This is a genomic window from Anaerococcus prevotii DSM 20548, from assembly GCF_000024105.1.
GTDB classification, from domain to species: Bacteria; Bacillota; Clostridia; order Tissierellales; family Peptoniphilaceae; genus Anaerococcus; species Anaerococcus prevotii.
The window spans coordinates 1477797-1502327 of the sequence record NC_013171.1 but is presented as its reverse complement, the minus strand read 5'-3'; the positions used below and the strand labels follow the sequence as shown (position 1 = coordinate 1502327).

Annotated in this window: 27 protein-coding genes and 1 riboswitch; of the genes, 25 read left to right on the top strand and 2 right to left on the bottom strand. The window is 36.5% G+C overall.

What is annotated here, in order from left to right; genetic code table 11:
- Nucleotides 1-192 precede the first annotated feature (192 nt).
- From trkA to APRE_RS07135, 11 genes are all read left to right on the top strand, one after another.
- Nucleotides 193-1560, top strand: a complete 1368-nt coding sequence (gene trkA, locus APRE_RS07185; protein WP_015778320.1) for a Trk system potassium transporter TrkA — start codon at nucleotides 193-195, stop codon at nucleotides 1558-1560.
- Between the two features lie 2 nt (nucleotides 1561-1562).
- On the top strand, nucleotides 1563-3020 hold the full coding sequence (locus APRE_RS07180; RefSeq protein ID WP_015778319.1) for a TrkH family potassium uptake protein: 1458 nt from the start codon (nucleotides 1563-1565) through the stop codon (nucleotides 3018-3020).
- 947 nt (nucleotides 3021-3967) lie between these two features.
- Nucleotides 3968-4070, top strand: a riboswitch (TPP riboswitch).
- Between the two features lie 65 nt (nucleotides 4071-4135).
- A complete protein-coding gene (gene thiD, locus APRE_RS07175; RefSeq protein WP_015778318.1) occupies nucleotides 4136-4933 on the top strand; it encodes a bifunctional hydroxymethylpyrimidine kinase/phosphomethylpyrimidine kinase in 798 nt (265 codons plus the stop codon).
- Nucleotides 4934-4939: 6 nt separating this feature from the next.
- On the top strand, nucleotides 4940-6097 hold the full coding sequence (gene cytX / locus APRE_RS07170; RefSeq protein ID WP_015778317.1) for a putative hydroxymethylpyrimidine transporter CytX: 1158 nt from the start codon (nucleotides 4940-4942) through the stop codon (nucleotides 6095-6097).
- Between the two features lie 191 nt (nucleotides 6098-6288).
- The gene (gene rplM / locus APRE_RS07165; protein WP_015778316.1) at nucleotides 6289-6729 is read left to right on the top strand and encodes a 50S ribosomal protein L13; all 441 of its coding nucleotides are present in this window, start codon (nucleotides 6289-6291) and stop codon (nucleotides 6727-6729) included.
- Nucleotides 6730-6740: 11 nt separating this feature from the next.
- The gene (gene rpsI, locus APRE_RS07160; protein WP_015778315.1) at nucleotides 6741-7130 is read left to right on the top strand and encodes a 30S ribosomal protein S9; all 390 of its coding nucleotides are present in this window, start codon (nucleotides 6741-6743) and stop codon (nucleotides 7128-7130) included.
- A 70-nt stretch (nucleotides 7131-7200) separates the two neighbouring features.
- Complete coding sequence (locus APRE_RS07155; RefSeq protein WP_015778314.1) at nucleotides 7201-7830, top strand: epoxyqueuosine reductase QueH; 630 nt, start codon at nucleotides 7201-7203, stop codon at nucleotides 7828-7830.
- Nucleotides 7831-7967: 137 nt separating this feature from the next.
- Nucleotides 7968-8270 carry a hypothetical protein gene (locus tag APRE_RS07150; protein ID WP_015778313.1) on the top strand — a complete coding sequence of 101 codons (303 nt, stop codon included), beginning with the start codon at nucleotides 7968-7970 and terminating at the stop codon, nucleotides 8268-8270.
- Entirely contained in the window at nucleotides 8270-8779 is a 510-nt protein-coding gene (locus APRE_RS07145) for a ferritin (RefSeq protein ID WP_015778312.1), read from the top strand. Before APRE_RS07150 ends, APRE_RS07145 begins: the two co-directional genes overlap by 1 nt.
- A gap of 3 nt (nucleotides 8780-8782) precedes the next feature.
- Nucleotides 8783-9490 carry an aldose epimerase family protein gene (locus APRE_RS07140; protein WP_015778311.1) on the top strand — a complete coding sequence of 236 codons (708 nt, stop codon included), beginning with the start codon at nucleotides 8783-8785 and terminating at the stop codon, nucleotides 9488-9490.
- A gap of 92 nt (nucleotides 9491-9582) precedes the next feature.
- Nucleotides 9583-9849, top strand: a complete 267-nt coding sequence (locus APRE_RS07135; protein ID WP_015778310.1) for a hypothetical protein — start codon at nucleotides 9583-9585, stop codon at nucleotides 9847-9849.
- 41 nt (nucleotides 9850-9890) lie between these two features.
- On the opposite strand, the gene APRE_RS07130 is transcribed toward APRE_RS07135, so the two are convergent.
- Together APRE_RS07130 and APRE_RS07125 are read right to left on the bottom strand one after the other, a co-directional pair.
- Nucleotides 9891-10694 (bottom strand): Cof-type HAD-IIB family hydrolase, encoded by an 804-nt coding sequence (locus APRE_RS07130; RefSeq protein WP_015778309.1) that lies wholly within the window; start codon nucleotides 10692-10694, stop codon nucleotides 9891-9893.
- A gap of 8 nt (nucleotides 10695-10702) precedes the next feature.
- Entirely contained in the window at nucleotides 10703-10936 is a 234-nt protein-coding gene (locus APRE_RS07125) for a glutaredoxin family protein (RefSeq protein WP_015778308.1), read from the bottom strand.
- Nucleotides 10937-11033: 97 nt separating this feature from the next.
- Here APRE_RS07125 and srtB point away from each other — a divergent pair, with 97 nt between their 5' ends.
- The 14 genes from srtB to APRE_RS07055 all read left to right on the top strand — a co-directional run bounded on the left by srtB (nucleotide 11034) and on the right by APRE_RS07055 (nucleotide 24477).
- Nucleotides 11034-11810 (top strand): class B sortase, encoded by a 777-nt coding sequence (gene srtB, locus APRE_RS07120; protein WP_015778307.1) that lies wholly within the window; start codon nucleotides 11034-11036, stop codon nucleotides 11808-11810.
- Nucleotides 11810-12712, top strand: a complete 903-nt coding sequence (locus APRE_RS07115) for a DNA-3-methyladenine glycosylase family protein (RefSeq protein ID WP_015778306.1) — start codon at nucleotides 11810-11812, stop codon at nucleotides 12710-12712. Before srtB ends, APRE_RS07115 begins: the two co-directional genes overlap by 1 nt.
- Before the next feature lie 266 nt (nucleotides 12713-12978).
- The gene (locus APRE_RS07110; protein ID WP_015778305.1) at nucleotides 12979-13977 is read left to right on the top strand and encodes a LacI family DNA-binding transcriptional regulator; all 999 of its coding nucleotides are present in this window, start codon (nucleotides 12979-12981) and stop codon (nucleotides 13975-13977) included.
- A gap of 17 nt (nucleotides 13978-13994) precedes the next feature.
- Nucleotides 13995-15017, top strand: coding sequence for a TRAP transporter substrate-binding protein (locus APRE_RS07105; protein ID WP_015778304.1), 1023 nt, complete (start codon nucleotides 13995-13997; stop codon nucleotides 15015-15017).
- Between the two features lies 1 nt (nucleotide 15018).
- Complete coding sequence (locus APRE_RS07100; RefSeq protein ID WP_015778303.1) at nucleotides 15019-15570, top strand: TRAP transporter small permease; 552 nt, start codon at nucleotides 15019-15021, stop codon at nucleotides 15568-15570.
- Entirely contained in the window at nucleotides 15567-16868 is a 1302-nt protein-coding gene (locus APRE_RS07095) for a TRAP transporter large permease (protein ID WP_015778302.1), read from the top strand. The genes APRE_RS07100 and APRE_RS07095 overlap by 4 nt, the downstream gene beginning before the upstream one ends.
- 100 nt (nucleotides 16869-16968) lie before the next feature.
- Entirely contained in the window at nucleotides 16969-17964 is a 996-nt protein-coding gene (locus APRE_RS07090) for a sugar kinase (RefSeq protein WP_015778301.1), read from the top strand.
- A 140-nt stretch (nucleotides 17965-18104) separates the two neighbouring features.
- The gene (locus tag APRE_RS07085; RefSeq protein ID WP_015778300.1) at nucleotides 18105-19088 is read left to right on the top strand and encodes a substrate-binding domain-containing protein; all 984 of its coding nucleotides are present in this window, start codon (nucleotides 18105-18107) and stop codon (nucleotides 19086-19088) included.
- Nucleotide 19089: 1 nt separating this feature from the next.
- Nucleotides 19090-19953, top strand: coding sequence for a phosphate ABC transporter permease subunit PstC (gene pstC / locus APRE_RS07080; RefSeq protein ID WP_015778299.1), 864 nt, complete (start codon nucleotides 19090-19092; stop codon nucleotides 19951-19953).
- A 9-nt stretch (nucleotides 19954-19962) separates the two neighbouring features.
- Nucleotides 19963-20775 (top strand): phosphate ABC transporter permease PstA, encoded by an 813-nt coding sequence (pstA, locus tag APRE_RS09630; RefSeq protein ID WP_015778298.1) that lies wholly within the window; start codon nucleotides 19963-19965, stop codon nucleotides 20773-20775.
- 18 nt (nucleotides 20776-20793) lie between these two features.
- Complete coding sequence (gene pstB / locus APRE_RS09625; protein ID WP_015778297.1) at nucleotides 20794-21576, top strand: phosphate ABC transporter ATP-binding protein PstB; 783 nt, start codon at nucleotides 20794-20796, stop codon at nucleotides 21574-21576.
- 1 nt (nucleotide 21577) lies between these two features.
- Complete coding sequence (locus tag APRE_RS07065) at nucleotides 21578-22195, top strand: phosphate signaling complex PhoU family protein (protein WP_015778296.1); 618 nt, start codon at nucleotides 21578-21580, stop codon at nucleotides 22193-22195.
- On the top strand, nucleotides 22196-22855 hold the full coding sequence (locus tag APRE_RS07060) for a response regulator transcription factor (protein ID WP_015778295.1): 660 nt from the start codon (nucleotides 22196-22198) through the stop codon (nucleotides 22853-22855). It begins immediately after the preceding gene.
- Nucleotides 22852-24477, top strand: coding sequence for a sensor histidine kinase (locus APRE_RS07055; protein ID WP_015778294.1), 1626 nt, complete (start codon nucleotides 22852-22854; stop codon nucleotides 24475-24477). The genes APRE_RS07060 and APRE_RS07055 overlap by 4 nt, the downstream gene beginning before the upstream one ends.
- The last annotated feature ends 54 nt before the right edge of the window (nucleotides 24478-24531 follow it).

Genomic DNA, 24531 nt, shown 5'->3' with positions numbered 1-24531 from the left:
ATACTAGGATTATAAATTTTATTTCAGAACTTACTCTTAAGGAAGATATTGAATTATTTTCTACTTGTTATAAAATATGAGTAAAAGTTGTTATTAAAATTATCAAAGTTGAATATTTTTTATTAAAATATATATAGACTATATTTGATTTTAAATGTATAAGTGCTATACTTAAGTAATCTAGGAGGGAATATGAATATTATAATACTGGGAGCTGGTAAGGTAGGATCGTATCTTACGAGCGATTTGGCTGAGGAAGGCCACGATATTTTAGTAATAGATCACGACAAGGACGTCCTTGATAGGCTCCTTGCTGCCAACGATGTTATGGGTATTGTCGGAGATGGAAGAGATCCTGAGGTCTTAATCGATGCTAATGTAGGATCTTGTGATTTATTTATTGCAATCACCCTATCTGATGATGTCAACTTAATCGCTTCAACCATGGCCAAAAAGCTAGGGGCTAAAAATATTATCATTAGACTTAGAGATCCTCAATACATGAAGCAAAAGGAGCTTGTTGAGGAGATTACATCAGCTACAAGGATAGTCAATCCAGAATCTATAGCTGCTAAGGACATCCAAAGAGCCCTTAAGTATTCACACGCCCTAAACGTAGAGGGATTTTTCAGAGACCAGGCTATCATGATGGAGATAGTTATATCGGAAGATTCGACTCTTGCTGGGTCTAGGATATCCGACCTTAATGCTTACTCTGCAAATTACCACACCCTTATTGGAATTGTAAATAATAATGGTAAAATCTATATACCTCACGGATCCTACGTCCTTGAGAAGGGGGAGAAGATTTACGTTATTGGAGAGAAGGAAGGCGTAGATAGGTTCTACAAGCAGGAAGTTCTCGATAGATACGAGATTAAAAACGTCCTAATCATTGGAGCAGGCTCAATTTCTGCTCACTTGACTGGTTTATTATTGGAAAGAGGCTTTAATGTAACTCTTGTAGAGATCGATAAGGAAAAGGCAGAAGCCTTCAGCGAAAAGTACTCTGACGCTGTAGTTATAAATGCTGATGGGTCTGATCCTGACGTACTCGAAGAAGTAAGGGTAAACACCTTCGATGCTATGGTTTGTCTTACAGGTATGGATGAGGAAAATATCTTGATTTCATTACTTGGCAAAAAATATGGAATCGAGAAGATAATCTCAAAGGTAAATAGAATTAAGCTTATCAAGATGACAGGTATTTTAGATATCGATACTACCTTTACCCCAAAAAGAGCTGCCAGTGATGTTATAAATAGGATTATAAGAAGCAAGGAGAACGCCCGTGGATCGTCTATCACTTCTTTATATAGATTAGAAGATGATGAGGTAGAGGTAATTGAGTTTGCTGCAATTGAGCATTCAGAAATCTTTGGCAAGAAGTTAAAGGACTTAAACATCAGAGAAGATACCTTGATAGCTTGTATAAAGCACGAAGAAAGAGACGGGGCAATCGAAGTACCAAACGGAGATTCTATGATTTCTTTGGGAGATAGGGTTTTGGTTATCACAACTAATCACAGCTTCCAAACCATAGATGATATAGTGGAGTAGATATGAACGGATCAGTAGTTAAATATACTATAGGAAGACTAATGCAAGTTTTGGCTATGCTTATGCTTATTCCCCTACTTGTAGGTCTGATCTATAGGGAAAGTTTAATAGATATAAGAAATTTTGTAATACCAATTGTCTTAGCCTTTCTTTTAGGCTTTATACTTATGAGATCTGGCTCAGCCAAGGGTCATATTTTCACCAAAGAGGCCATGTTTATCACAGCCTCTTGTTGGATAATATTTTCTATAATAGGGGCAATCCCCCTCTATCTAACAGCAAGCAACTACCCAAGCTTCGTCGATGCCTTTTTTGAGATGATGAGTGGTTTTACAACTTGTGGAGCTTCAGTTGCAAGTAACGTGGAGCTTCTTCCTAATTCGATAATTTTCTGGAGATCTTTCTCCCACTTTATTGGAGGAATGGGAATCTTAGTATTTACCCTTGCCATAATGCCAAAGGCCAACAAGGAGTCATCTTCCCTAATGCAGGCAGAAGTACCAGGGCCAACTTTCGGCAAGATCACTCCGAAACTATCTCAAACAGCAAGGGTCCTTTACCTAATGTATATAGCCCTTACTGTAATTGTAATAATCTTACTCCTTTTTGGAGGAATGAATCTATTTGATGCAATAATTCACGCCATGGGAACAGCTGGAACTGGAGGATTTTCCAATAAGGCCGCATCTATCGGATATTACAATTCAAGATATATTGAGATAGTCTTATCTATAGCCATGCTAGCCTTCGGGATCAACTTTAATATTTATTATTTTTCACTCATAAGATCAGCTAGACAAGCATTCAAAAGTGAGGAGCTTTATTGGTACTTGGGCATAGTAGCTACGACTGCCCTACTTATCTTCTTTAACATAAGAAGTATGTACGATAGCTCGTTTTTTACTGGAGTGACTTCCCTATTTACAGTATCCTCAATTATAACAACGACAGGATACGTATCCCTTGACTATGGGGCCTGGCCACTTTTTTCTAGACATATCTTGATATTTTTGATGTTTGTCGGAGGTTGTGCAGGATCAACTGCAGGTGGAATAAAAGTTTCTAGATTTGTAGTTTTGTTCAAATCAGCCCTAAACCAAATAAGAAAAGCTCTAAACCCACTTAGAGTAAGTGTAAACAAGATGGACGGCAAAAGGGTAGACAAGGAAGTAGAAGAATCCATAAACAGATACATCTTGGTTTATATCTTCTTATTTATAATATTTATGCTAGTAATAACGCTCGAGACAAATAACTTCGAATCAGCCTTCTCAGCAGTAGCCACCACCTTCAACAACGTAGGTCCAGGACTAATAGACTTCGGCCCAGTAACAAGCTTTGAGGCAATGAGCAAACTATCAAAACTAACCCTAACCTTCGCCATGCTATTTGGAAGATTGGAACTATATCCAATGATATTATTGTTTTCGGCGGGGACTTATAGGAATATTAGGAAGTAGGGGAGATATTTTTCTTCAAAATATCTGAGACTAAAAATGTTTTGATATAGTTATCTGAAGAATCTAGTTATTATTATAATAAAATTAATACCTTCGTTCTCTAGGGGACAGCCTAAGGGGGCGGCAGAGGCCCCCTCCAGTCTTTCCCCTAGGACCCCTTTTCCCCTCACCCCCTCTGCTCCTTAGCGGAGTGCGGAATTTGTTGATTGGCTTACGCCAATCTTTTTTATTAGGCAGAACTCTTCGTTTTAATTTGCTTAGTAGCTTAGGATTCCTAATCATCATTCGCTAAAAATTTATAACTCGCTTCGCTCAAACAGATAAATTTTCTTAACGCTCATTCTGATTATACATGATACTCGGTAAAGGTATTTGTAAGATATGCTAAAGCATATTATGTATCTATATCTGAATAAACTGAAAAATTCTTCCTAGCTTCGCTAGGTCAGAATTATTTTTTAAAGTAATATGTAATATAAAGAATAAAAAATGATACGCTTTGCGAAAGCAAAGCTTACCCCTCCCTCACTCAATGGACGAGTAGAAATGTCTAATCAAGTCTCTCGTTGAGAAAATCGATTTGTTTGAGCGTTAGCGAGTTATCGATTTTTAGAGAGACGGAGATTAGACATTGTTAAATTCAAGGACAATTAAGATGAAGGGATCCCCCTACCAACAAAGATTTGCGTAGCAAATCGACCTTTTTCGCACTCCGCTTAAGGAGCAGAGGGGGTGAATGAAAAGAGGGTTCAGGGAGAAAGGTAGAGGGGGCCTCTGCCGCCCCCCCTTAGCTGTCTCCCTGAGGTTCGAAGGGTCCAACCTTACTTCAAGATATATTCTAATATTAAGATAACTTAATATCTAAAAATATTTTGTCAAAGATATTTTATAAAATACCTTTCCCATTTGACTTTCTTATTTTCTAATATTACAATTTAAATATAAAAAGAATAAAGCAAGGGAGTTCTTTTAGGATCTGAGAGGAGGGTGTAACCCTCGACCTTACCTGATTTGGATAATGCCAACGTAGGGAGATTTATTAAGCGGAATGACTTTGTTTTGTCTTCCGCTTTTTTCTTTGAGAATTTTTCTTGTAATAAAATATGGAGGTTTTTATGAAAGTAGCACTTACTATTGCTGGCTCTGATTCTTCTGGAGGAGCTGGTATTCAAGCTGATCTTAAGGCTATGAGTCTTAATGGGGTCTTTGCTGAGTCTGTTATCACTGCCCTTACTGCTCAAAATACTAGGGGGGTAAGTGGAATTATGGATGTGACTAGTGAGTTTCTAGCAAAACAAATGGATGCGGTTTTTACTGATATTTTCCCAGATGCTGTTAAGATTGGTATGGTTTCTGATAAAGACTTGATTAGGACAATAGCTATTAAATTAAAGGAATATGGAGCAAAAAATATAGTTCTTGATCCTGTTATGGTAGCAACTTCAGGATCTAAGCTTTTGAAAGACGATGCCATAGAAGCTTTAAAAGGAGAACTTTTCCCGCAAGCTTTACTCATAACACCAAATATCCCAGAGGCAGAATTAATTTCTTCTCTAAAGATAGAGGATGAAGCTGATATGGAAAAGGCAGCAGAGAAGATCTATGAAGATTATGGAGTAAACGTCCTTCTTAAAGGTGGCCATAGAATAAATGATGCCAATGACTATCTTTACGCAAATGGATCTGGGATTTGGATTAAGGGAGAAAGAATTGACAATCCCAACACTCATGGTACAGGATGTACTCTTTCTTCAGCTATAGCAGCAAATATCGCCAAGGGCTATGACCTAGAAGAAGCTATAAGAAAAGCGAAAAAATATTTGGAAGGCTGCCTAAAGGATGGCCTAAATCTAGGAAAGGGATCTGGTCCAATGAATCACGCCTTTGATATTAAGGATGAATACAAGAAGTAGGAATTTATGGAAAAGAAAACAAGTATATATGAAAATAGTTTAATTTGGTTTGGGGCAGGAGTTTCAATAGCAGAGATTTTGACAGGGACTTATTATGCCTCCATGGATTTTAAAAGTGCTATCCTTGCTATTATTATAGGTCATATAGCAGGCTTTATCCTAATGAGCTTGTCAGGGCTTATTGGTGCTAGAACAGGTCTTTCTGCAATGGAGGCGACAAAGCTTAGTTTTGGAAGACTCGGTGGTATATTTTTTGCAATCCTAAATTTCCTCCAACTAGTAGGCTGGACTGCTATAATGATCTATGATGGAGCGATCTCTTCTGGCGAACTTTTTGGAAGGGGAAATAATATTTGGGCTCTTCTTATTGGAATTCTTATAATAATCTGGATTGCCGTAGGGATTACCAATCTTGGCAAGATAAATACAGTTTCAATGGTAGCCCTCTTTGTCCTAACGATTTTGATGTCTAGAAAGGCTTTTACAAGTAGTTTGATAACAAAAGCAAGCTCCGAGGCCCTATCTTTTGGAGGAGCAGTAGAACTTGCTATAGCCATGCCTATGAGCTGGCTTCCTCTAATATCTGATTACACATCAGAGGCTGAAAAGCCAGAGAAGGCGACTTGGATTTCTGTAGGAATCTATTCCCTAGTATCCATGTGGATGTATATCATTGGACTTACGGGAGCGATGGCTACTGGAGAATCAACCCTTTCTGCAATATTTTCCTATTCAGGAATAGGATCTTTGGCTATAATCATAATAATCTTATCTACTGTAACTACAACTTTCCTAGACGCATATTCAGCAGGGATTTCATTTGAATCAATCAAGCAAAATGCAGATGGAAAGAAGGTTGCAATAATAGTAAGCGTAGTTGGCATTATCCTAGCTATTGTGTTTCCGATGGATGATATTACAAACTTCCTCTATTTAATAGGATCTGTTTTTGCCCCTATGATAGCAGTTCAGATAGGAGATTTTTTCTTAAAGAATGAAAAGTCAAAAGTAGATGAGAAAGTAAATATTATAAGTTGGGTATTCGGTTTTATAATCTATAGGATTTTACTCAAGTTAGATGTTGCAATTGGTGCTTCTATATTATCTGTAATTTTAACGATTATAGTAACTTTGATTTTAAGGAAAATAATCTCTAGAAAGTAGTAAAATAATTGACAAGATCTAGATTCAGTAGTATTATATATGAGTCAACTTAAGGTTTCTTTTATGAAGCTTTTCGATTGAAATCGCAAATCCTGAATGCGATTATAAACAAATGTCAGGACGAGTAAAGCCGCCACCTACTAGAAGCGGTGTCTAAATATAGTAGGCGAAAAATTTATAGGAGGAATTTTATGAAATATCAAAAAACATGGACTGCAACTCCTGATCAAATCGACAGAAAATGGTATGTCGTTGATGCAGAAGGAATGGTTCTAGGTAGACTAGCTAGCCAAGTTGCAGCAATCTTAAGAGGAAAGAACAAACCAACATTTACTCCACACTACGATACTGGAGATTATGTTATTGTAATCAATGCTGACAAAGTCGTTCTTACTGGTAACAAAGAAGACCAAAAAGAATACCAAAGATACTCAGGATACAGCGGTGGACAAAAGATTACTAAATTCAAGGACATGAAAGCTAAAAAACCTGAATTTATCGTAACACATGCAATTGAGGGCATGCTTCCACACAACAAGCTTGGTCGTGCTATGGCTAAGAAGCTTAGAGTTTACGCTGGTAGCGAACACGGACATGAATCCCAAATGCCTGAAGTTTTGGAATTAAATTAAGGAGGGCTTAGATGGCAGATATAATTCAATCAACAGGAAGAAGAAAGACATCTGTAGCTAGATGTACTATGGTTTCTGGTAAGGGAGAAATCCTTGTTAATGGAAGAAGCCTAGACGAATACTTCAACTATGATACACTAAAAGTAATAGCAAAATCACCACTTGAATTAACAGAAAACCTAAACAACTACGATATCAAGATCAATGTTAATGGTGGAGGATATACAGGACAAGCAGGAGCAATCAGACACGCTATCGCAAGAGCGCTACTAATTGCTAACCCTGACTATAGACAAGCCCTTAAGAGAGCAGGATTCTTAACAAGAGATTCTCGTAAAAAAGAAAGAAAGAAACCTGGTTTCAAAAAGGCAAGAAAATCATCTCAATTCTCAAAGAGATAATCAAAGACTTACAACCGCAGGTTACGACTTGCGGTTTATTTTTTACGAAAATTCTCTAAAGGAGATAAAAATGCAAAAAATCAACTACAATCTCAAGATGGAAGAGATTATAAAAGAAAACAAGAAAAAGGGCCTAAGGCCAAGGCTTTTGATGCAGGTCTGCTGTGCTCCTTGCTCAACTGCGGTTATAGAGAGGATATATGAGGATTTTGAGATTGATCTTTTCTATTATAATCCCATGATCTATCCTACAAGTGAGCTAGAAAAAAGGGTGGATACCCTAAGAAACTTAAAGGAGGCTCTTGGCATAGAGTCTAGGATAATCTTTCCTCCAAATGACATATCTGACTTTGCTGAGATTGCAAAGCTTAGGAGGGATGACCATGAGGGGGGAGAGGCCTGCTATAAATGTTATAGGTTAAGGCTAGAAGAGACGGCAAAGTTTGCCCAAAAAAATTACTACGATTACTTTTCTACTACTCTTTCGATTTCTCCTTACAAAAACAGCCAGTGGCTTAATGAGATAGGGGAGAGTTTGGAGAAGGAATATGGGGTAAAATATCTTTATTCAGACTTTAAGAAGAAAAATGGCTACAAGAAATCCATAGAGCTTTCAAACAAGTACGAGCTCTACAGACAAGACTATTGCGGTTGTATTTTCTCCTTTAAGGAAATGGAAGAAAAGCATAAGAATTTATAGGAGATTAATGCTCTGCTAGCAAATAGTTTTGAATATAATTTATCTATAAATAACAACTTATATTCTCTTATGAGGAATATTTTCTAAAAGAAGTTAGTTTTTTTGATTATTGGGTAATATTCTTATAGGAGAGGATTATGAAAGATTTGATGCTTATTAAGAAAATACTAGATAAAGATAAGGCAGACGAAGTTTATCCTGTAACTTTCGACTTGGATAAAAGATTCGAGAGGTCTATTGCTGTGGGTATTTTTAATGATTTGATGGAGAAAAAAATCATTAAATCAAAGAGATTTACTATCAAGGATCACTCTTTCACAGTAGATATCCTCCCGACTTCTATAAATGAAGTGATAGATATAATTATAAAAAAGGGTATGTACATATATGGGGTCTACACCCTATATGATAATTACATCGAAGAAGGAGAATTAAAATAATGGATAAGAAAATTTTAGATTTAATCAATGAACAAATGAACTTTGAATTCGAGTCAGCTTATATTTACAAGGCTATGGCAGCATATACTGATGATTTAGACCTTGAAGGATTCACAAATTGGATGGAACAACAAGTAACAGAAGAAATCAATCACGGAGAAGGAATGAAAAACTTCCTCCAATCTGTTGGTTACAAACCAGTTTATAAAGCAATTCCTGAACCAAGAGCAGAATATGATTCAGTACTTGACGTAATGAAATCTGCCCTAGAGCATGAAAAAGAAGTTACAAGAAGAATCACAAATATCGCCAAAGAAGCAAACGGGGTTGATGAGAGGGTAAGAAGCTTTATCCAATGGTACATCGATGAACAAGTTGAAGAAGAAGAAACATTCAACAAGCTTGTTACAAGACTTGAAAGAGTTGGAGATGACTGGCACTCAGTTTATATTATGGATGATGAACTAGGACAAAGACCAGAACCAACAACACCAGCTATTGCAGAGTAATATATGAAAATTATAAATAATAAGAATCTAAGAGCCCATATCAACGAGGAAGGGGCCTATGTCGAAAGCTTTACCTTCAAAGATAAGGATGTGTTTTTCGATAAAAAGAGCCTTCCTTTGGGCGATTCTTACAAGATTAGGGGTGGCATGCATGTGTGCGCCCCTAATTTTTCTGATGATAAACTGTTAAATGAACTTCCTAGCCACGGATTCGGCAGAGATAAGAAATGGGAAGTAAAAGATTATGGGAAGGATTATCTTAAGCTAGGACTTAAAGGCCTCGGCTCTTATGATAAAGTTTATTTTGAAATTTCCTATAAATTGTTGGAAGATGGATTAAGGACAAAGCTTACTATAGAAAATAAGGGAGAGAAAAGCCTTCCTCTGGCTCCTGCCTTTCACCCATACTTTGCCACAAGCTTCGAAGATTTGAGTCTAAGGGAATATAAAATAGAAAAGAAAGACCTTCCTGATTCTATTTTCATTGAGGCTTCTTCTATGGAATTTGCTAAGGCAGATATGAAAGTGGAAATTAAGGGAAGTAAAAATGTAGGTACTTTTACCTTATGGTCTGACTTTTTGGATGATTATATCTGTATTGAGCCTACTTACAATGGGAAAAGCTTCCTAGATGATAAGTTAGAGCCTTTCTATCTCGAAGAGGGAAAAACTTTCGTTCAAGAATTTGACATTTTGATCAAGGATATTTAAGATAATTAATTGCGAAATTAATATTAGTGATATAACTTGAAAATAACTTAATAATGCGTATAATTATCTTAAGAAGAATAAAGGAGATAATTATGGCAACAATAGCAATGCTAATACTTTTCCTAGTTTTAGGAGGGGGAATGATTAAGTTTATATTTAAGTTGGGTCTAGGAATAATTGGACTTGTATTGGCCCTAGTATTCCTACCTGTTTTATTAGTGGTTATCCTATTGGCCTTGCCACTAGCAGTAATTGGAGGATTCTTAGGACTTGTAATTAAGCTTTTGCCAGTACTTGTAGTCGGAGGCCTTGGATATTTTGGATATAAGTACTATAAGGAAAATTATCAAACTTGGTAAAAAAATAGAGCTGTTGCATTTTACTTGCAACGGCTCTTATTTTATTTGTTCAAAACAAATCTTTCTATAGCTTCACCTACAGCACCCTCTTCATTTGTAGCTTCCGCTACAAAGTTTGCGGATTCTTTTACCTGAAGGTGGGCGTTGGCTACAGCGACAGAAGTGCCAGCCTCTCCTAGCATGGCTACGTCGTTGTAGTTATCTCCAATAGCTAATACTTCGTCAAGTCCAATACCATAGTGTTCACATACCTTCTCCAAGGCCCTTGCCTTGTTTACACCCTTGGCATTTATTTCCATGAACATATCTGAGGAATAGGCTATCTCTACATCATAGTTGGTAAGATAGGCTATGTCGATTTCTAGTCCTTGAAGGTAGTTCATGTCCTTGTTTTTAAGGATGGCCTTTAGGATGATTTGATCTTTTATAAAATCAATGTTATTGTCAGTAAGCTCGGTGATTTGTTCTTCCGCATAGGAATCACGATCGAGATTGAGACCATACTTGTGATCTAGGGTGTAAATATAGCAAGTTTGATTGTTAGCATAGGCATAATCAAAAATTGTCTTGGCATATTCATACTTTAGTCCCATGGAGTGGACAATCTCTTTGGTCTTAACATTCATAATAATCGCCCCATTACAGCAGATCACATAACGATCATCGTGGATTACTCCAGCCTGTTTAGGTATATCGAAAAGCTCGTAAGTACCACGACCTGTGGCAAGCATCACTATAATGCCTTTTTCTTGAGCCTTTTGGATGGCGATTCTATTTCTCTCTGGTACATTTTTATCATTATCTACCAGTGTTTCATCAATATCTGATGCTACTAATTTTATCATAGGGTATCCTATTTATTTGCCTTCAAAAACTCTATGATGTCGTCTGACTCGTAGAGATATTCTCCGTCATGGTAGAGGCAAGGGATTTGTCTTTTTCCTCCCTTTTCTACTAGTTCATTTAGGGCATCTCTATCTTCATTTATATTTACAACTTCAAGTTCTATATTTTCTTCTTTCATAAAGTTTTCGACTTTTTTACAATATGGGCATACAGTTCCTACGAATAGTTTGTAATCTTTCATTATTTCACCTCATTTTTTAAAAACTTTCATAATATCTTCATTAAGGTATATTATACTTATTATATGAATATTTTAAAGTTTATACAAAGGTGGTTCGATGAAAAACAAAGTAATATCTGTTATTAGATTTATCCTAATAGTCATCATAATTGTTTGCATAGGGATCTTAGGCAAGAGAGGCTATGACTACTGGACTAATATGAAAAATAACAAACACATAGCAGGCCTTATAGAAGAAAGTAAGACCGAGGCTAAAAATGGAAATGATGATAAGGAACTAACAGAAGAAGAAAAGTTCAAAAAGCTTGAGGAGCAAAACCTCTATCTACTAAAGAAGTTCAAGGAAGAAAACTCAGATGTAGTAGGAGTTATCGAAATTCCTAACACAGCAATCAAATACCCAATCCTCCATGCGGAAGATAACAGCTTCTATCTAAGGAAGGGACTCAACAAGGAATATGATATAGCAGGTTCTATCTTTATGGATACCAACAATTCAACCGACTTAAACGATGACAATACTGTAATTTACGGTCACCATCTAGAGCTTGAGTCAATGTTTACTCCGCTTGATAAGTATAGAGAGCAAGAATTTGCTGAAAATCACAGGGTTATGTATGTAACAACAGAAGAAGGCCTTCGTGAATACGAGATATTCTCAGCTTATGGTACTCCTTCCGACTATGACTATAGGACTCTTGAATTTATGTACGATGCTGACAAGATTCCATATTTTAATAAATTGAAGGATATGTCTGAGGTAAGTCTTGATACAAGAGAGTTTAACGAAGATGATACCATAGTAACCCTATCAACCTGCCAATATGATTATGAGGATCAAAGACTAGCAGTACATGCAGTAAGGATAAGATAGTGGAAAGATATACGACAGATTCAAAAAGAAAAATTAATATTGAAGAAACTGACAAGGGGCTAATCCTTAGGGAGGCCTCTTTTGAACCGAGTCATATTTTTGAATGTGGCCAATGTTTCAACTTCCACAAGGAAGAAGATGGGTCATACACAGCAGTATTTTTAGGAAAAATTATTAATGTCCTAAAGCTTGATGAGGGAGTAAGTCTTATAAGAAATATTAGTCTAGAAGATTTTAATGAAATCTTTTACGACTACTTCGACTTAGGGCTTGATTATGATGCTATCAAGAAAGAAGTGGCGATTGACCCGGTAATGGAAAAGGCTACAGCCTATGGCTACGGGATTAGAATCCTAAACCAAGAAGTCTTTGAGACTACAATTTCTTTTATAATCTCAGCCAACAACCAAATTCCTAGGATTAAAAAGGCTGTAAGGATTATATCTGAAAGATACGGGGATTATATAGGAGAATATAAGGGAAGAAAATATTATTCCTTCCCAAGGCCAGAAGTCTTGATGAAGGTTAAGCCTGAGGACCTAAGAGAATATGCCCGAGTAGGTTTTAGGGATAAGAGGATAGTAGAAGCAAGCAGGATGATTTATGAGGGTCAGCTAGATGGAGCAAGTAAGCTAGATACAGAAGACCTCAGGAAAAAGCTAATGGAACTTCCTGGAGTTGGACCAAAGGTCGCTGATTGCATATTGCTTTTTGCCTACCACAGGAGAGAGACCTTCCCTGTAGATGTGTGGATTAAAAGAGTTATGGAGACACTTTTTATCAAAAAGGAAGTCCCTAAGAAACAAGTTGACGATTATGCTAGAAAATATTTCGGCAAAAACGCTGGCTACGCCCAACAATATCTTTTCTATTATGGAAGGGAAGAAAAAATCGGAAAATAAATTAAGCTTTTGCAAAAGTAAGAGTGATCTAGATTAATTAGATCTTTGAGACTCTTATTATGCAAGGGCTTTTTTCTTTGCTAAATTTTACTATAAAAATTTTAAAATCATTTGACATTTCACAAACAATGAGATAATATAATAATATAAATATGTAAGCGGTTGCAATAAAAGCAGCAAGATATTGATTTTGCTAAATAAAACTAAGATTAGGCTTACAGATTTCTCATTTCAGCTTTGGGAAAGGGTTTTATAGGAGGTAAGTTATGGATATATATGATATAGCCAAAGCTTCGGGCTATTCAACTGCCACTGTTTCTCGTGTTATTAACAAGCAAAACAATGTCAGTAAGAAGGCTAAGGAGAAGATCGAGAAGGTAATCAAAGAGAACGGATATACTCCCAATAGGATTGCAAGATCTCTTGCCAAGAAAAGCAGCGAGCTTATAGGAATTATGGTTCCTGATATAAGGAAGTATTTCGAGTCACAATCGGCCTATGAGCTTGAAAGAAAGTTAGAGTCTTCAGGGTTTTCTACACTTTTGTGCGTGACTACTGATGATCTGGCAAAGAAGAGATCTTACCTTGATCTACTTTTAGAAAATCAAGTAGAGGCAATTATCGGAGTTGGATCTACTTACGAGCAAGAAGAATTCTACAAGACCCTTGTCGAAGTAAGTAAGGATATACCAATGGCCATGCTAAATGTTAGCTCTAATATAGATAGCGATAGGATTGTTAATGTCTACATAGATGAAATTGATGCTATGGATCAGGCGGTGAATCTTTTTGAGGAAAAAGGCTACAAGAAGCCACTCTATGTTTCCTTGGATAGGGGTTTTGTTACTCGTTCATATGTGGCCAAGAAGGCTGGATTTATTGAAGCTCTTTACAGATATTATGACAAGCCTAATTTTGTAGAATATAAGCTTACAAGTCATGAAGTCTCTGAGTTTAATGGTCTGATTGATTTTATATCTAAAAATGATTTCGATTGTATTCAGTTTGAGCTTGATAGTCTTGCTGTTATATTTTACAAGCTTTATGTAAACTCAGGTCACAAGGTTCCAGAAGATCTTGGCCTAATAGGTTTTGATAATATTGATGCGACTAACTTTACCAATCAAACTATCACATCCATAGATCAGAGGATAGATAAGCAAGTAGACCTTGCTCTTAGCAATTTATTTAAAATTATGAAGGGTGAAGAAGCTAGTAATAACATCATGGTCAAGGCGAAGCTAATAGAGAAGGAAACTGTTTAATTATGAAAGGAGAAAGTATGAAAAGTAAATTTAAAACTATTTTTATGGCTGTTATTTTTGCTCTTATATTTACTGCCTGTTCTAAGGCAGATAGCGAGAGTCAAAAGACAATTATAAGAGTCGGCCACAACCAATCCCAAAACCACCCAACTCACTTGGGACTTCTGGCTTTTGAGGAATATGTAGAAGACAAGCTTGGAGACAAATATGATATACAAGTTTATCCATCAGAACTTTTGGGATCGCAAATCGACATGGTTCAGCTAACCCAAACTGGAGCGATCAATATCTGTGTTGCAAGTAACGCAATCCTTGAGACCTTCAATGATGTTTGGGAAATCTTTAACCTCCCATATCTTTTCGCATCAAGCGAAGCCTACCATCATGTAATGGACGATCCAGAAATTGTTAAGCCTATTTTTGAATCTACAAGAGAAGGTGGATTTGAAGGAGTAACTTGGCTAGATGCAGGTTCTAGGTCCTTTTATACCAAGGATAAACCAGTGAATTCTCCAGAGGACCTTAGCGGATTAAAGATAAGAGTTCAACAATCTCCAACCAATGTTAGGATGATGGATCTATTAGGATCTTCTGCATCACCTATGGGCTTTGGTGAAGTTTATACTGCTCTTCAATCAGGTATTATCGATGGAGCGGAAAATAACGAGATGAGTCTTACAGATAATGGCCACGGAGAAGTGTGCAAGTACTATTCTTACGATATGCACCAAATGGTTCCAGATATTGTAATTGCAAACTACAGCTGGTTAGAAGGCCTTCCAGAGGAAGATAGAAAAGTCTTTGATGAGGGATTTAAAGTTTTAAACGAAGTACAAAGAAAAGAATGGAAAGTAGCAGTAGATAAGGCTAAGGAGAAAGCAAGCGAAATGGGAGTAGAATTTATCTATCCTGACCAAAAGCCTTTCGTAGACGCTGTAGCACCACTTACAAAGGAAGTTCTAGAAAGAAATGACAAGCTAGCTCCTTTCTACGATGCTATCCAAAAATATAACGAAGAATACCCAGCAAAGGAGGGCTGATATGAGAAAAACCTTAGACAATATATTGAAAGTCCTAACAGGGGCAAGTCTTTTGATCATGTTTATCCTCGTAGTATGGCAAGTATTTACAAGATACGTCCTAAATAATCCATCTACCTGGTCAGAAGAATTGGTAGCTTATCTATTTGCATGGTCAACCCTCTTTGGTGCAAGTCTTGTAGTAAGCGAGAAAGGTCATATGAATATACCAGTTCTAGTAGAAAAAAGAGAGCCAAAGACTCAAAAGGTCCTTAAAATCTTTGGAGAGCTTATGATCTTGATTTTCTCCCTAACAGTTCTAACCATGGGAGGAATCGCTATAACTAAGCTTGCTCTAAGTCAGACGACCTCATCCCTAACTATAGCAGTAGGATATTTCTACATTCCACTTCCTATTACTGGAATTATTAATATTTGCTATACGATAATGAACATTAAAGATATCCTTGCCGGCAAGGAAAAGTTTGTAAAGGCCAAATCAACCGAAGAAATTGCTTCAAATATGGCCAATGAAACAGAAGAAGTAGCCAAATATGAAGGAGGTAAAAAATGAGTGCAAATGCTCTAGCCATAATCTTATTATCTTTAGTTATACTCTTAGCGACTGGAGTGCCAATTGCCTTCTCCATAGGTATAGCTTCAATCATCACAATATTAACGACAGTACCAGCAGATGTAGCAACCCTAACGGCAGCTCAAAGAACCTTCGTCGGCATGAGCTCCTTCACCTTAACGGCGATTCCCTTCTTTATCCTAGCAGGAAACCTGATGAATGAGGGAGGAATAGCCAAAAGATTAGTTGACTTTGTAATGGCAATCTTAGGAAAGCTTCCAGGAGCCTTACTTGTTACAAATATCGGAGCCAATGCTTTGTTTGGAGCAATCTCAGGATCTGCCTCAGCAGCGGCTGCAGCAGTTGGATCTATGGTAAAAGACGGAGAAGAAAAACAAGGCTATGATAAGGCGGTATCAGCATCTGCAAATGGTGCCTCAGCTCCAGCAGGACTTTTAATCCCACCATCAAACGCTCTAATCACCTATTCTTTAGTTTCTGGAGGAACATCTGTTGCAGCACTTTTCCTAGGAGGATATGTACCAGGACTAATTTGGTCTGTAGCTTGTATCATAGTTGCAATTGCTATAGCTAAGAAAAAGGGTTACAAGGCAAATGAAGGAAAGTTTTCCTTCGCAAATCTTGGAAGAGCAACCCTAAGAGCCCTCCCTTCACTAGGATTAATCATAGTAGTTATTGGAGGAATCGTAGCAGGAATATTTACAGCTACAGAAGGATCCGCCATATCTGTACTTTATTCCTTAATCTTAGGCTTTATCTACAAAAACTTAAATCTAAAAAAGGTTTGGAATATAATTGTAGAATCAGCTAAGATGAGTGCCATAGTAGTATTCCTAATTGGTGTATCAAACATCCTTTCTTGGGTAATGGCCTTTACAGGAATTCCACAAATGGTGGGCAATGCCTTGCTATCTCTTTCAAGTAACAAGTATGTAATCTTTTTGATTATGAACATAATCCTACTTATATCAGGAACCTTTATGGACGTGACACCAGCGATTTTGATCTTTACACCACTATTTCTTCCTATAGCGACAGAATTCGGTATGCATCCAGTACAATTCGGTCTAATGATCGTCTACAACCTATGTATTGGAAATATCACACCACCAGTTGGTAACACACTTTTCGTTGCAATCAAGGTCGGAGATACTAGCCTATCTAAGGTTATGCCTTACATGCTAAGATTCTATGTAGCAATTCTTATAGGACTCTTATTAGTAACTTATGTTCCAATGACATCACTAGTTCTACCACTTAAGGCTGGACTAATATAAGATAGAATAAGTAAAATTGGGGGAGAGTAAAATTTCCCCTTATATTTTTATCATTTAATACTCGGATTGGTATTTCTGAGAGCAATATAAAGGAGAGATTATGAAAGCTAAAGTTGTAACACTAGGAGAGCTAACCCTTAGGCTATCTCCATTTGATTTTGAAAGATTCGTCCAGGCTGATAGTTTTGAAGTAATATTTGGTGGGGCGGAAGCCAATGTAGCCATAGCCCTTTCTAATTTGGGTAATGATGTGACTTATGTAACAAAACTTGTAGATAACGAGATGGGCCAGGCGGCTTTTAATAATATAAGAAGATTTGGGATAAATACCGACTACATAGTTAGGGGAGGAGATAGGTTAGGGATTTACTATGCGGAAAAAGGAGTAGGACTTAGGTCTCCTAAGGTAATTTATGATAGGAAAAATTCCTCCATATCGAAGGCTAGGATAGAAGAGTTTGATTGGGATGGGATATTTGAAGGAAAGTCTCTCTACTTTGCCACTGGAATTACAGCAGCCATATCGAAAGAGGGAAGGGACCTTGTTAGATATTCTATAAAAGAAGCCAAGAAGAGAGGGCTAGATATTGTCTTTGACCTAAACTATAGGTCAAGCCTTTGGACTCTTGATGAGGCTTGTGACTTCTACGAAGAAATCCTTCCTATGGTCGATATACTTATTGGAGTCCTTCCAACAAGGCACGATTACTTTACAGGAGACTTCAATGATGAGGTTCTTTCAAGGATGCTAAAGGATATTCATGAAAAGTATAATATCAAATATACCATCTCATCTATCAGAAACTCCTACTCAGCCTCAGTCAATTCTCTTTCTGCAGGACTTTATAATGGTAAGGAATATATTAAGTCACAAAGATACAAATTTGATATAGTAGATAGGATTGGTGGAGGAGATGCCTTTGCGGCTGGTCTCATTCACGCATATATCAATGGATTTGAAATCCACGAAGCTCTAGACTTCGCCACAGCCCTATCAGCCCTTAAACATTCGATAATAGGAGATTATGCAATCTTTAACGAAAAACAAGTCGGTAGACTTGTAAGCGGAGATAAGAGAATGCTGTCATTTTCATAAGATTTACCCTGGTTTGACCAGGGATTTTTATTTGTAAAGAAATTTTACATAAACTTTACATTTATTTAAACTAAGCTATACAATCGGATAGTATTATGTAATTACAAAATAAGTTATAGATAAAATTCAAAGGAGATATTATGAAAATCAAAAACGCAAAAATCCTAGCAGCAGCCCTATCTTTCGGCTTAATCTTTGCTGGTTGTTCAAATGATAAAGGAGCTGACACTTCTACAGAAACTAAGACAGAAGACGCAGCTAAGACTGATGACGCAGCAAAAACTGATGATGCAGCTAAAGCACCTGAAGAGAAAAAAGAAGGAACTGACACAGCAAGCGCAGAAGACTATGACTTCACAGTAGTTTCTAGAGAAGATGGTTCAGGAACTCGTGGAGCCTTCATCGAAATCGTAGGACTTGAAGAAGAAGTTGACGGTGCAAAAGAAGATATGACTACTCAAGATGCCGTAGTTCAAAACTCAACAAATGGTGTTATGCAAACAGTAAGCCAAGATGCTAACTCAATCGGATATATTTCACTTGGTTCCCTAAATGACACTGTAAAGGCCCTTAAGGTTGACGGAGTAGAAGCAACAGAAGAGACAATAGCAGACGGATCTTATAAGATTGCTCGTCCATTCAACCTAGCTTATAAGGAAAGTGAACTAGATGACCTATCAAAGGACTTCCTAAAATATGTTAAATCAGAAGAAGCTCAAAAACTTGTTCTTGAAGAAGGCTATGTTCCACTAAAAGAAACTGAAGCATATGAGGCAAGCGGTGCAAAGGGAACAATCACAGTAGCAGGTTCTACATCAGTTACTCCACTTATGGAAAAAATGGTAGAAGCCTATCAAAAACTTAACCCAGATGCTAAGATAGAAATCCAATCTACAGGATCATCTTCAGGAATCGAAGCTTGTATCGATGGAGCAGCTCAAATCGCTATGGCTTCTCGTGAGCTTAAGGATGAAGAAAAAGAAAAACTTCAAGTATCTGTTATAGCAACTGACGGAATCGCAGTAGTTGTAAATAAAGATAGTAAACTAGAAGACGTAACAGTAGCTCAGTTAAAAGAAATCTTTAACGGAACAATTAAAAATACTAGTGAATTAGAGAAGTAATATGAATAAAACTAGGGAAAGAATCGGAGAGATAATTTTCCTATTATCAGCAGCAATGTCCGTATTCCTTATCCTTCTTATAATCTTTTTCATCTTCAGTGAAGGGATTAAGTTTGTTAATGAATACGGACTTGTTCCGTTTATAACGGGTAAAGTTTGGAAGCCAACAGCGGGAAATCCTCGCTTTGGAATTTATCCAATGATAGTAGGTTCTATTATCGTTACTATATTATCGACAATAATAGCTTTACCATTTGGTCTAGCTACTTCAGTATTTATGGCCTATTATGCCAAAAAAAGCTATTCTCCACTCAAATCATTAATCAACCTGATGGCAGCGATTCCTTCGGTAGTCTATGGTTTCTTTGCCATGATGGTTTTAGTTCCACTTGTTAAATCTATCTTTAATATTAGAAGTGGTATGACAATGCTTACAGCATCTATCCTACTTGCTATAATGATTTTGCCTACCATGGTAAATATTTCTGAAAACTCCCTTAAGCAAGTACCAATGACCTTCTATCAAGGCTCACTTGCCCTTGGTGCTACAAAGGAAGAGACTATAAGAAAGGTCATGATTCCCTATGCTAAAAGCGGAATTTTCTCTTCAATAATTCTTGCGATAGGTAGGGCGATAGGAGAGACCATGGCGGTCTATCTTGTTGTAGGTAACCAACCACGTCTTACAACATCTCTACTAGATGGTTCAAGAACCCTTACAACAAATATAGTTTTAGAGATGGGTTATGCCTCAGGTATGCACAGACAAGCCTTGATTGCAACAGGTATGGTACTTTTCTTCTTCATACTTTTGATCAATATTATATTTAATATCATAAGAGATAGAAATGAAAAGAAATTATAGGAGCAAGCTATGAGTAAAACTTACAAAACTTTATTAATGGTCTTTACCTTCATAGCCTTTGCTATGAGTGGGATAATCATTGCCTATATTCTTTTTAAAGGCATACCTAATATATCTAAAGGATTATTTGACTTAACTTACACGACAGAAAATGTTTCAATAATGCCAGCCTTGATAGCTACCTTGTTTACAATAATTCTAAGCTTGTTGATATCTCTGCCTATTGGTATTTTTACAGCGATTTATCTATCACAATATGCCAAAAACAAAGTTTTTATCAAGCTTGTAAGATTTTCAACGGAAATTCTTTCATCCATTCCTTCCATTGTGTATGGTTTGTTTGGATACTTGTTTTTTGTTACAAGCACAGGCCTGGGTCTTGGTATGGGTTACTCCCTACTAGCAGGTTGCTTTACGGTTTCAATCATGATCCTCCCTACTATAATTAGAACAACAGAAGAAGCAATCCTTACTGTAAATCCCCTCCAAGCCCACGCCTCCCTTGCCCTAGGAGCGACTAAGATTCAGACGATTTTTAAGGTAGTCTTGCCAGATGCTATGGATGGAATCTTGGGCGGTATATTCCTATCAACTGGAAGAATAGTTGGAGAATCAGCAGCCCTAATCTATACCATGGGTACTCAACCTTCAATTCCAAAGGGACTTTTAAACTCAGCAAGGACAATGGCAGTACACATGTACGTATTATCATCAGAAGGCTTCCACGTAAACGAAGCTTATGCGACAGCAGTTCTTCTTTTGGTATTCGTCATAGCTATAAACTTCGTATCAGCAAAGATTACTAAGAAGCTTGTAGGATAGGAAGAAAGGATAATATTAATGGAAAATAAAGAAATAATTACAAATAACAAGACTGCCATAGGAGTTAAGGACCTTGACCTATATTATGGAGACTTTAAGGCCCTAAAGAAAGTTAACATGGATATAGAAAAGGGAAAAATTACAGCCTTTATTGGTCCTTCTGGTTGTGGTAAGTCTACAATGTTAAGATGTTTTAATAGGATGAATGACCTCGTAGATGATTGTAAGATTGAAGGACTTGTCACAATTGAAGGTGAAGATATTTACAAAAAAGACGTTGATGTAGTAGAATTAAGAAGAAGGGTCGGAATGGTTTTCCAATCCCCTAACCCTTTTTCAAAGTCCGTTTATGATAACATAACCTATGGTCCAAAGATTTCTGGAATTAAGGATAAGGACAGGCTAGATGAGATTGTAGAGAAGTCTCTAAAGTCAGCTGCTATTTGGGATGAAGTAAAAGATAAGCTAGATCAAAATGCTCTGTCATTTTCTGGAGGTCAGCAGCAAAGAATCTGTATAGCAAGAACTCTTTCTGTAAATCCTGATATAATCTTGATGGATGAGCCAACAAGTGCCCTTGATCCAATTTCGACATCAGCCATAGAAGACCTCTTGGACGGACTAAAGAACGAATATACAATAGTAATTGTAACCCATAATATGCAACAAGCTGCAAGAATTTCAGATCAAACTGCCTTCTTCCTAACAGGTGAGGTAGTAGAGATGGCCAATACAATAAATATATTCGAAAACCCAAAAGATAAGAGAACAGAAGATTATATAACTGGAAGGTTTGGTTGATATGAGAATAAAATACAACGAAGACTTAGACAATATCAAGAAAATGGCCAAGGACCTTATGGATTATGTCATAATCTCTTATGAGAAAACCGGCCAATTTATAGAAAATTCCAAGGAAGATGAGCTTAAGGATATAATCGATCTTCATGATGATATTAGGAGAAAAGCAAGTGATATAGAAAGGCTTAGCTTTGAGCTAATGGCCCTTCAACAACCAGTTGCTAAAGACCTAAAGCTATTACAAATGTCAATGAAACTAGCCTCATCGTTTAAAAGAATCGCAGGACACTTCGAGCAAGTTTCTTTCATCTTAGGTGAATATGCTCTAAACGAAAGTGAAAAAGATTTTCTAAACAAGTTTATAGAAAATGAGGCAAAGATGGCAAAAGATGCTATCAATTCTTTCGTAAACTATGATATGGACCTTGCCAAGGAAACAATAAAGCAAGATGAAGTAAACAACAAGTTATTTGAAGAGGCAATCTCATACATTTCAAGCGAAAATAAGAAGGATAATATAGGCCCTATGGAGTTATCAGAAAAAGTCCTCCTCTACAAGTATTTTGAAAGGTTAGGAGATAGGCTTGCGAGAGTAGCAGATCTTTCTACGAGGCTTTAGATGATATATGTTGTCGAAGACGATAAGTCTATAAGAAATTTAGTAGAATATGCCTTAAGAGAAAAAGGCTACGAGGTCGCAGGCTACGAAGATGGATCACAGATAGTAAGTGATGTAAAAGATAGTCCGGGCGAGCTTTTAATCCTTGATATAATGCTACCTGAAAAGGATGGAATCACTATACTTAAGGAGATTAGAGAGTTTTCTGATATACCCATAATAATGCTTACAGCTAGGACTGATGAGTTTGATAAGGTGATGGGTCTTGACCTAGGGGCCGATGATTATATTACAAAACCCTTCTCAATCTTAGAATTAATAAGCAGAGTCAAGGCTGTTCTTAGAAGAAGCAAGAAGAAGGATACAGATCACATAAGCTATAAAGAAGTAAGACTTAATATGAAAAAGCGTTCTGTTAAGGTAGACGGAGTGAAAATAGACTTAACCTACAAGGAATTTGAGATGCTACTTCTTTTTATGTCTAATATAGGAAATGTAATAACCCGTGATGACTTCCTACTCAAAGTTTGGGGCTACGACTACGAGGGAGAGACCAGAACTGTAGATGTTCATATAGCAAGTCTTAGGGCTAAGCTAAAAAATGCGGGAAAATATATAGAAACTGTTAGAAATCTAGGTTATAAATTCGGTGAAATATGAAAGATTTACTAGAAAAAAGCCTTATAAGGATATTTAGTCTTGTAATGCTTGTAACATTTTTAATAAATATAAGCATAGTCTTTAGAGGAAAAAATAAAGCTCAAAATGAATTCATGGAGGATTCTTTGAGCTTTATTTACTATGAGATAAATGATGGAAATAAAAATATATTAAAAGATTTTGAAAAAACATATCCAAAATACAAGCTAGTATATTTTAATGACGAAAAGAATATTCTCTATAGTTCGATCGATAATATAGACTTAAAAGATATTAATATTCGAGATGATGGGAAAATCAGAGAAATTAAATATGGGATAAAGGATTCAATAAACACTGCCTACTATATAGGAGGAGAGGATAATCTTATTATCAAATCCCAAAATACAATCCTAGATATATTTGATGGCAAAATTATCTCAATTTATCTTATAGCCTACCTATTTATAATAGGGATTATAAAGTTTGAAGCAGATAATTTTGTAAATAAGTACATAGAAGGACTGAGTCGATTCGATGATAATTACGATTTTAAGAGGATTGATCCAAGATATAAGGAAATAAGCCCCTACTTTGAAAACCTAGTAGAAAGTAAGAAAAAACTTAAGGCAAGTGAGATGGCCCAAGCTTCGAGATTTAAGGAAATAATAGATATAACAGAGAATATGGAAGAAGGCCTTGTGGTTTGCGATGAAAATGGCAGGATCGAGATAATGAATAAGGCCGCCCAAAACTATCTGGACAAGAACTCTAATACTAGCTTTATAGATCTTATTGATGATGAAGATTATAAGAAGGCTATAAAGGAGATTCAAAAGACTAAGAAAACCAAAGCTTTGGCCTTTGATGTAAACAACTTCCACCTAAAAGTCTTTGTCGATCCAATCATTGATAGCTACGATATGGGCTATGTGATTATAATAATAGACAACTCAGAGACAAGAAAGGCTGAGCTTATGAGACGAGAATTTTCTGCCAATGTAAGCCATGAGCTAAAAAGTCCCCTAACTTCTATTAACGGATATGCGGAGCTAATTTCTACTGGAATTGCCAAGGAAAGTGACGTGAGAAACTTTGCAGAGATTATATATAAGGAAGGAAATAGACTCCTTCAGATAATAGATGATATCCTAAAACTTTCTAGCCTTGACGAAAATGGCCAGGGAATCGATGAAATAGAATTTGATATAAGAGAAATAGCCGAGCTTTGCATAGAAAATTATAGGGGAAAGTCGGATTCTAAAAATATTGAGATAGTAAATACAGTAGGATCTTTTAAAATAAAAACTTCCATATCCTTATTTACCGACCTTTTATCAAACATTTATGAAAACGCCATCAAATATACCAATAAAGGTGGGAAAATTGAGCTTTCCTCAATAATATTAGACAAGAAATTAATAATATTCATTAAGGATAATGGAGTAGGAATAAGCCAAAAAGATTTGCCTAGGATATTTGAGAGATTCTACATGGCAGATAAGGCAAGAAAAAGAGACAACAAATCAACAGGCCTTGGCCTATCCATAGCCAAGCACATTGCTGACTACTTAGGATATGGACTAGAAGTCACAAGCAAGGTCGGATGCGGATCGACTTTTAGAATTATTATAGATATTTAGGAAATTAATTGCTATATACTGTTAAATTTGATACAATCTTATTAAGAATATATT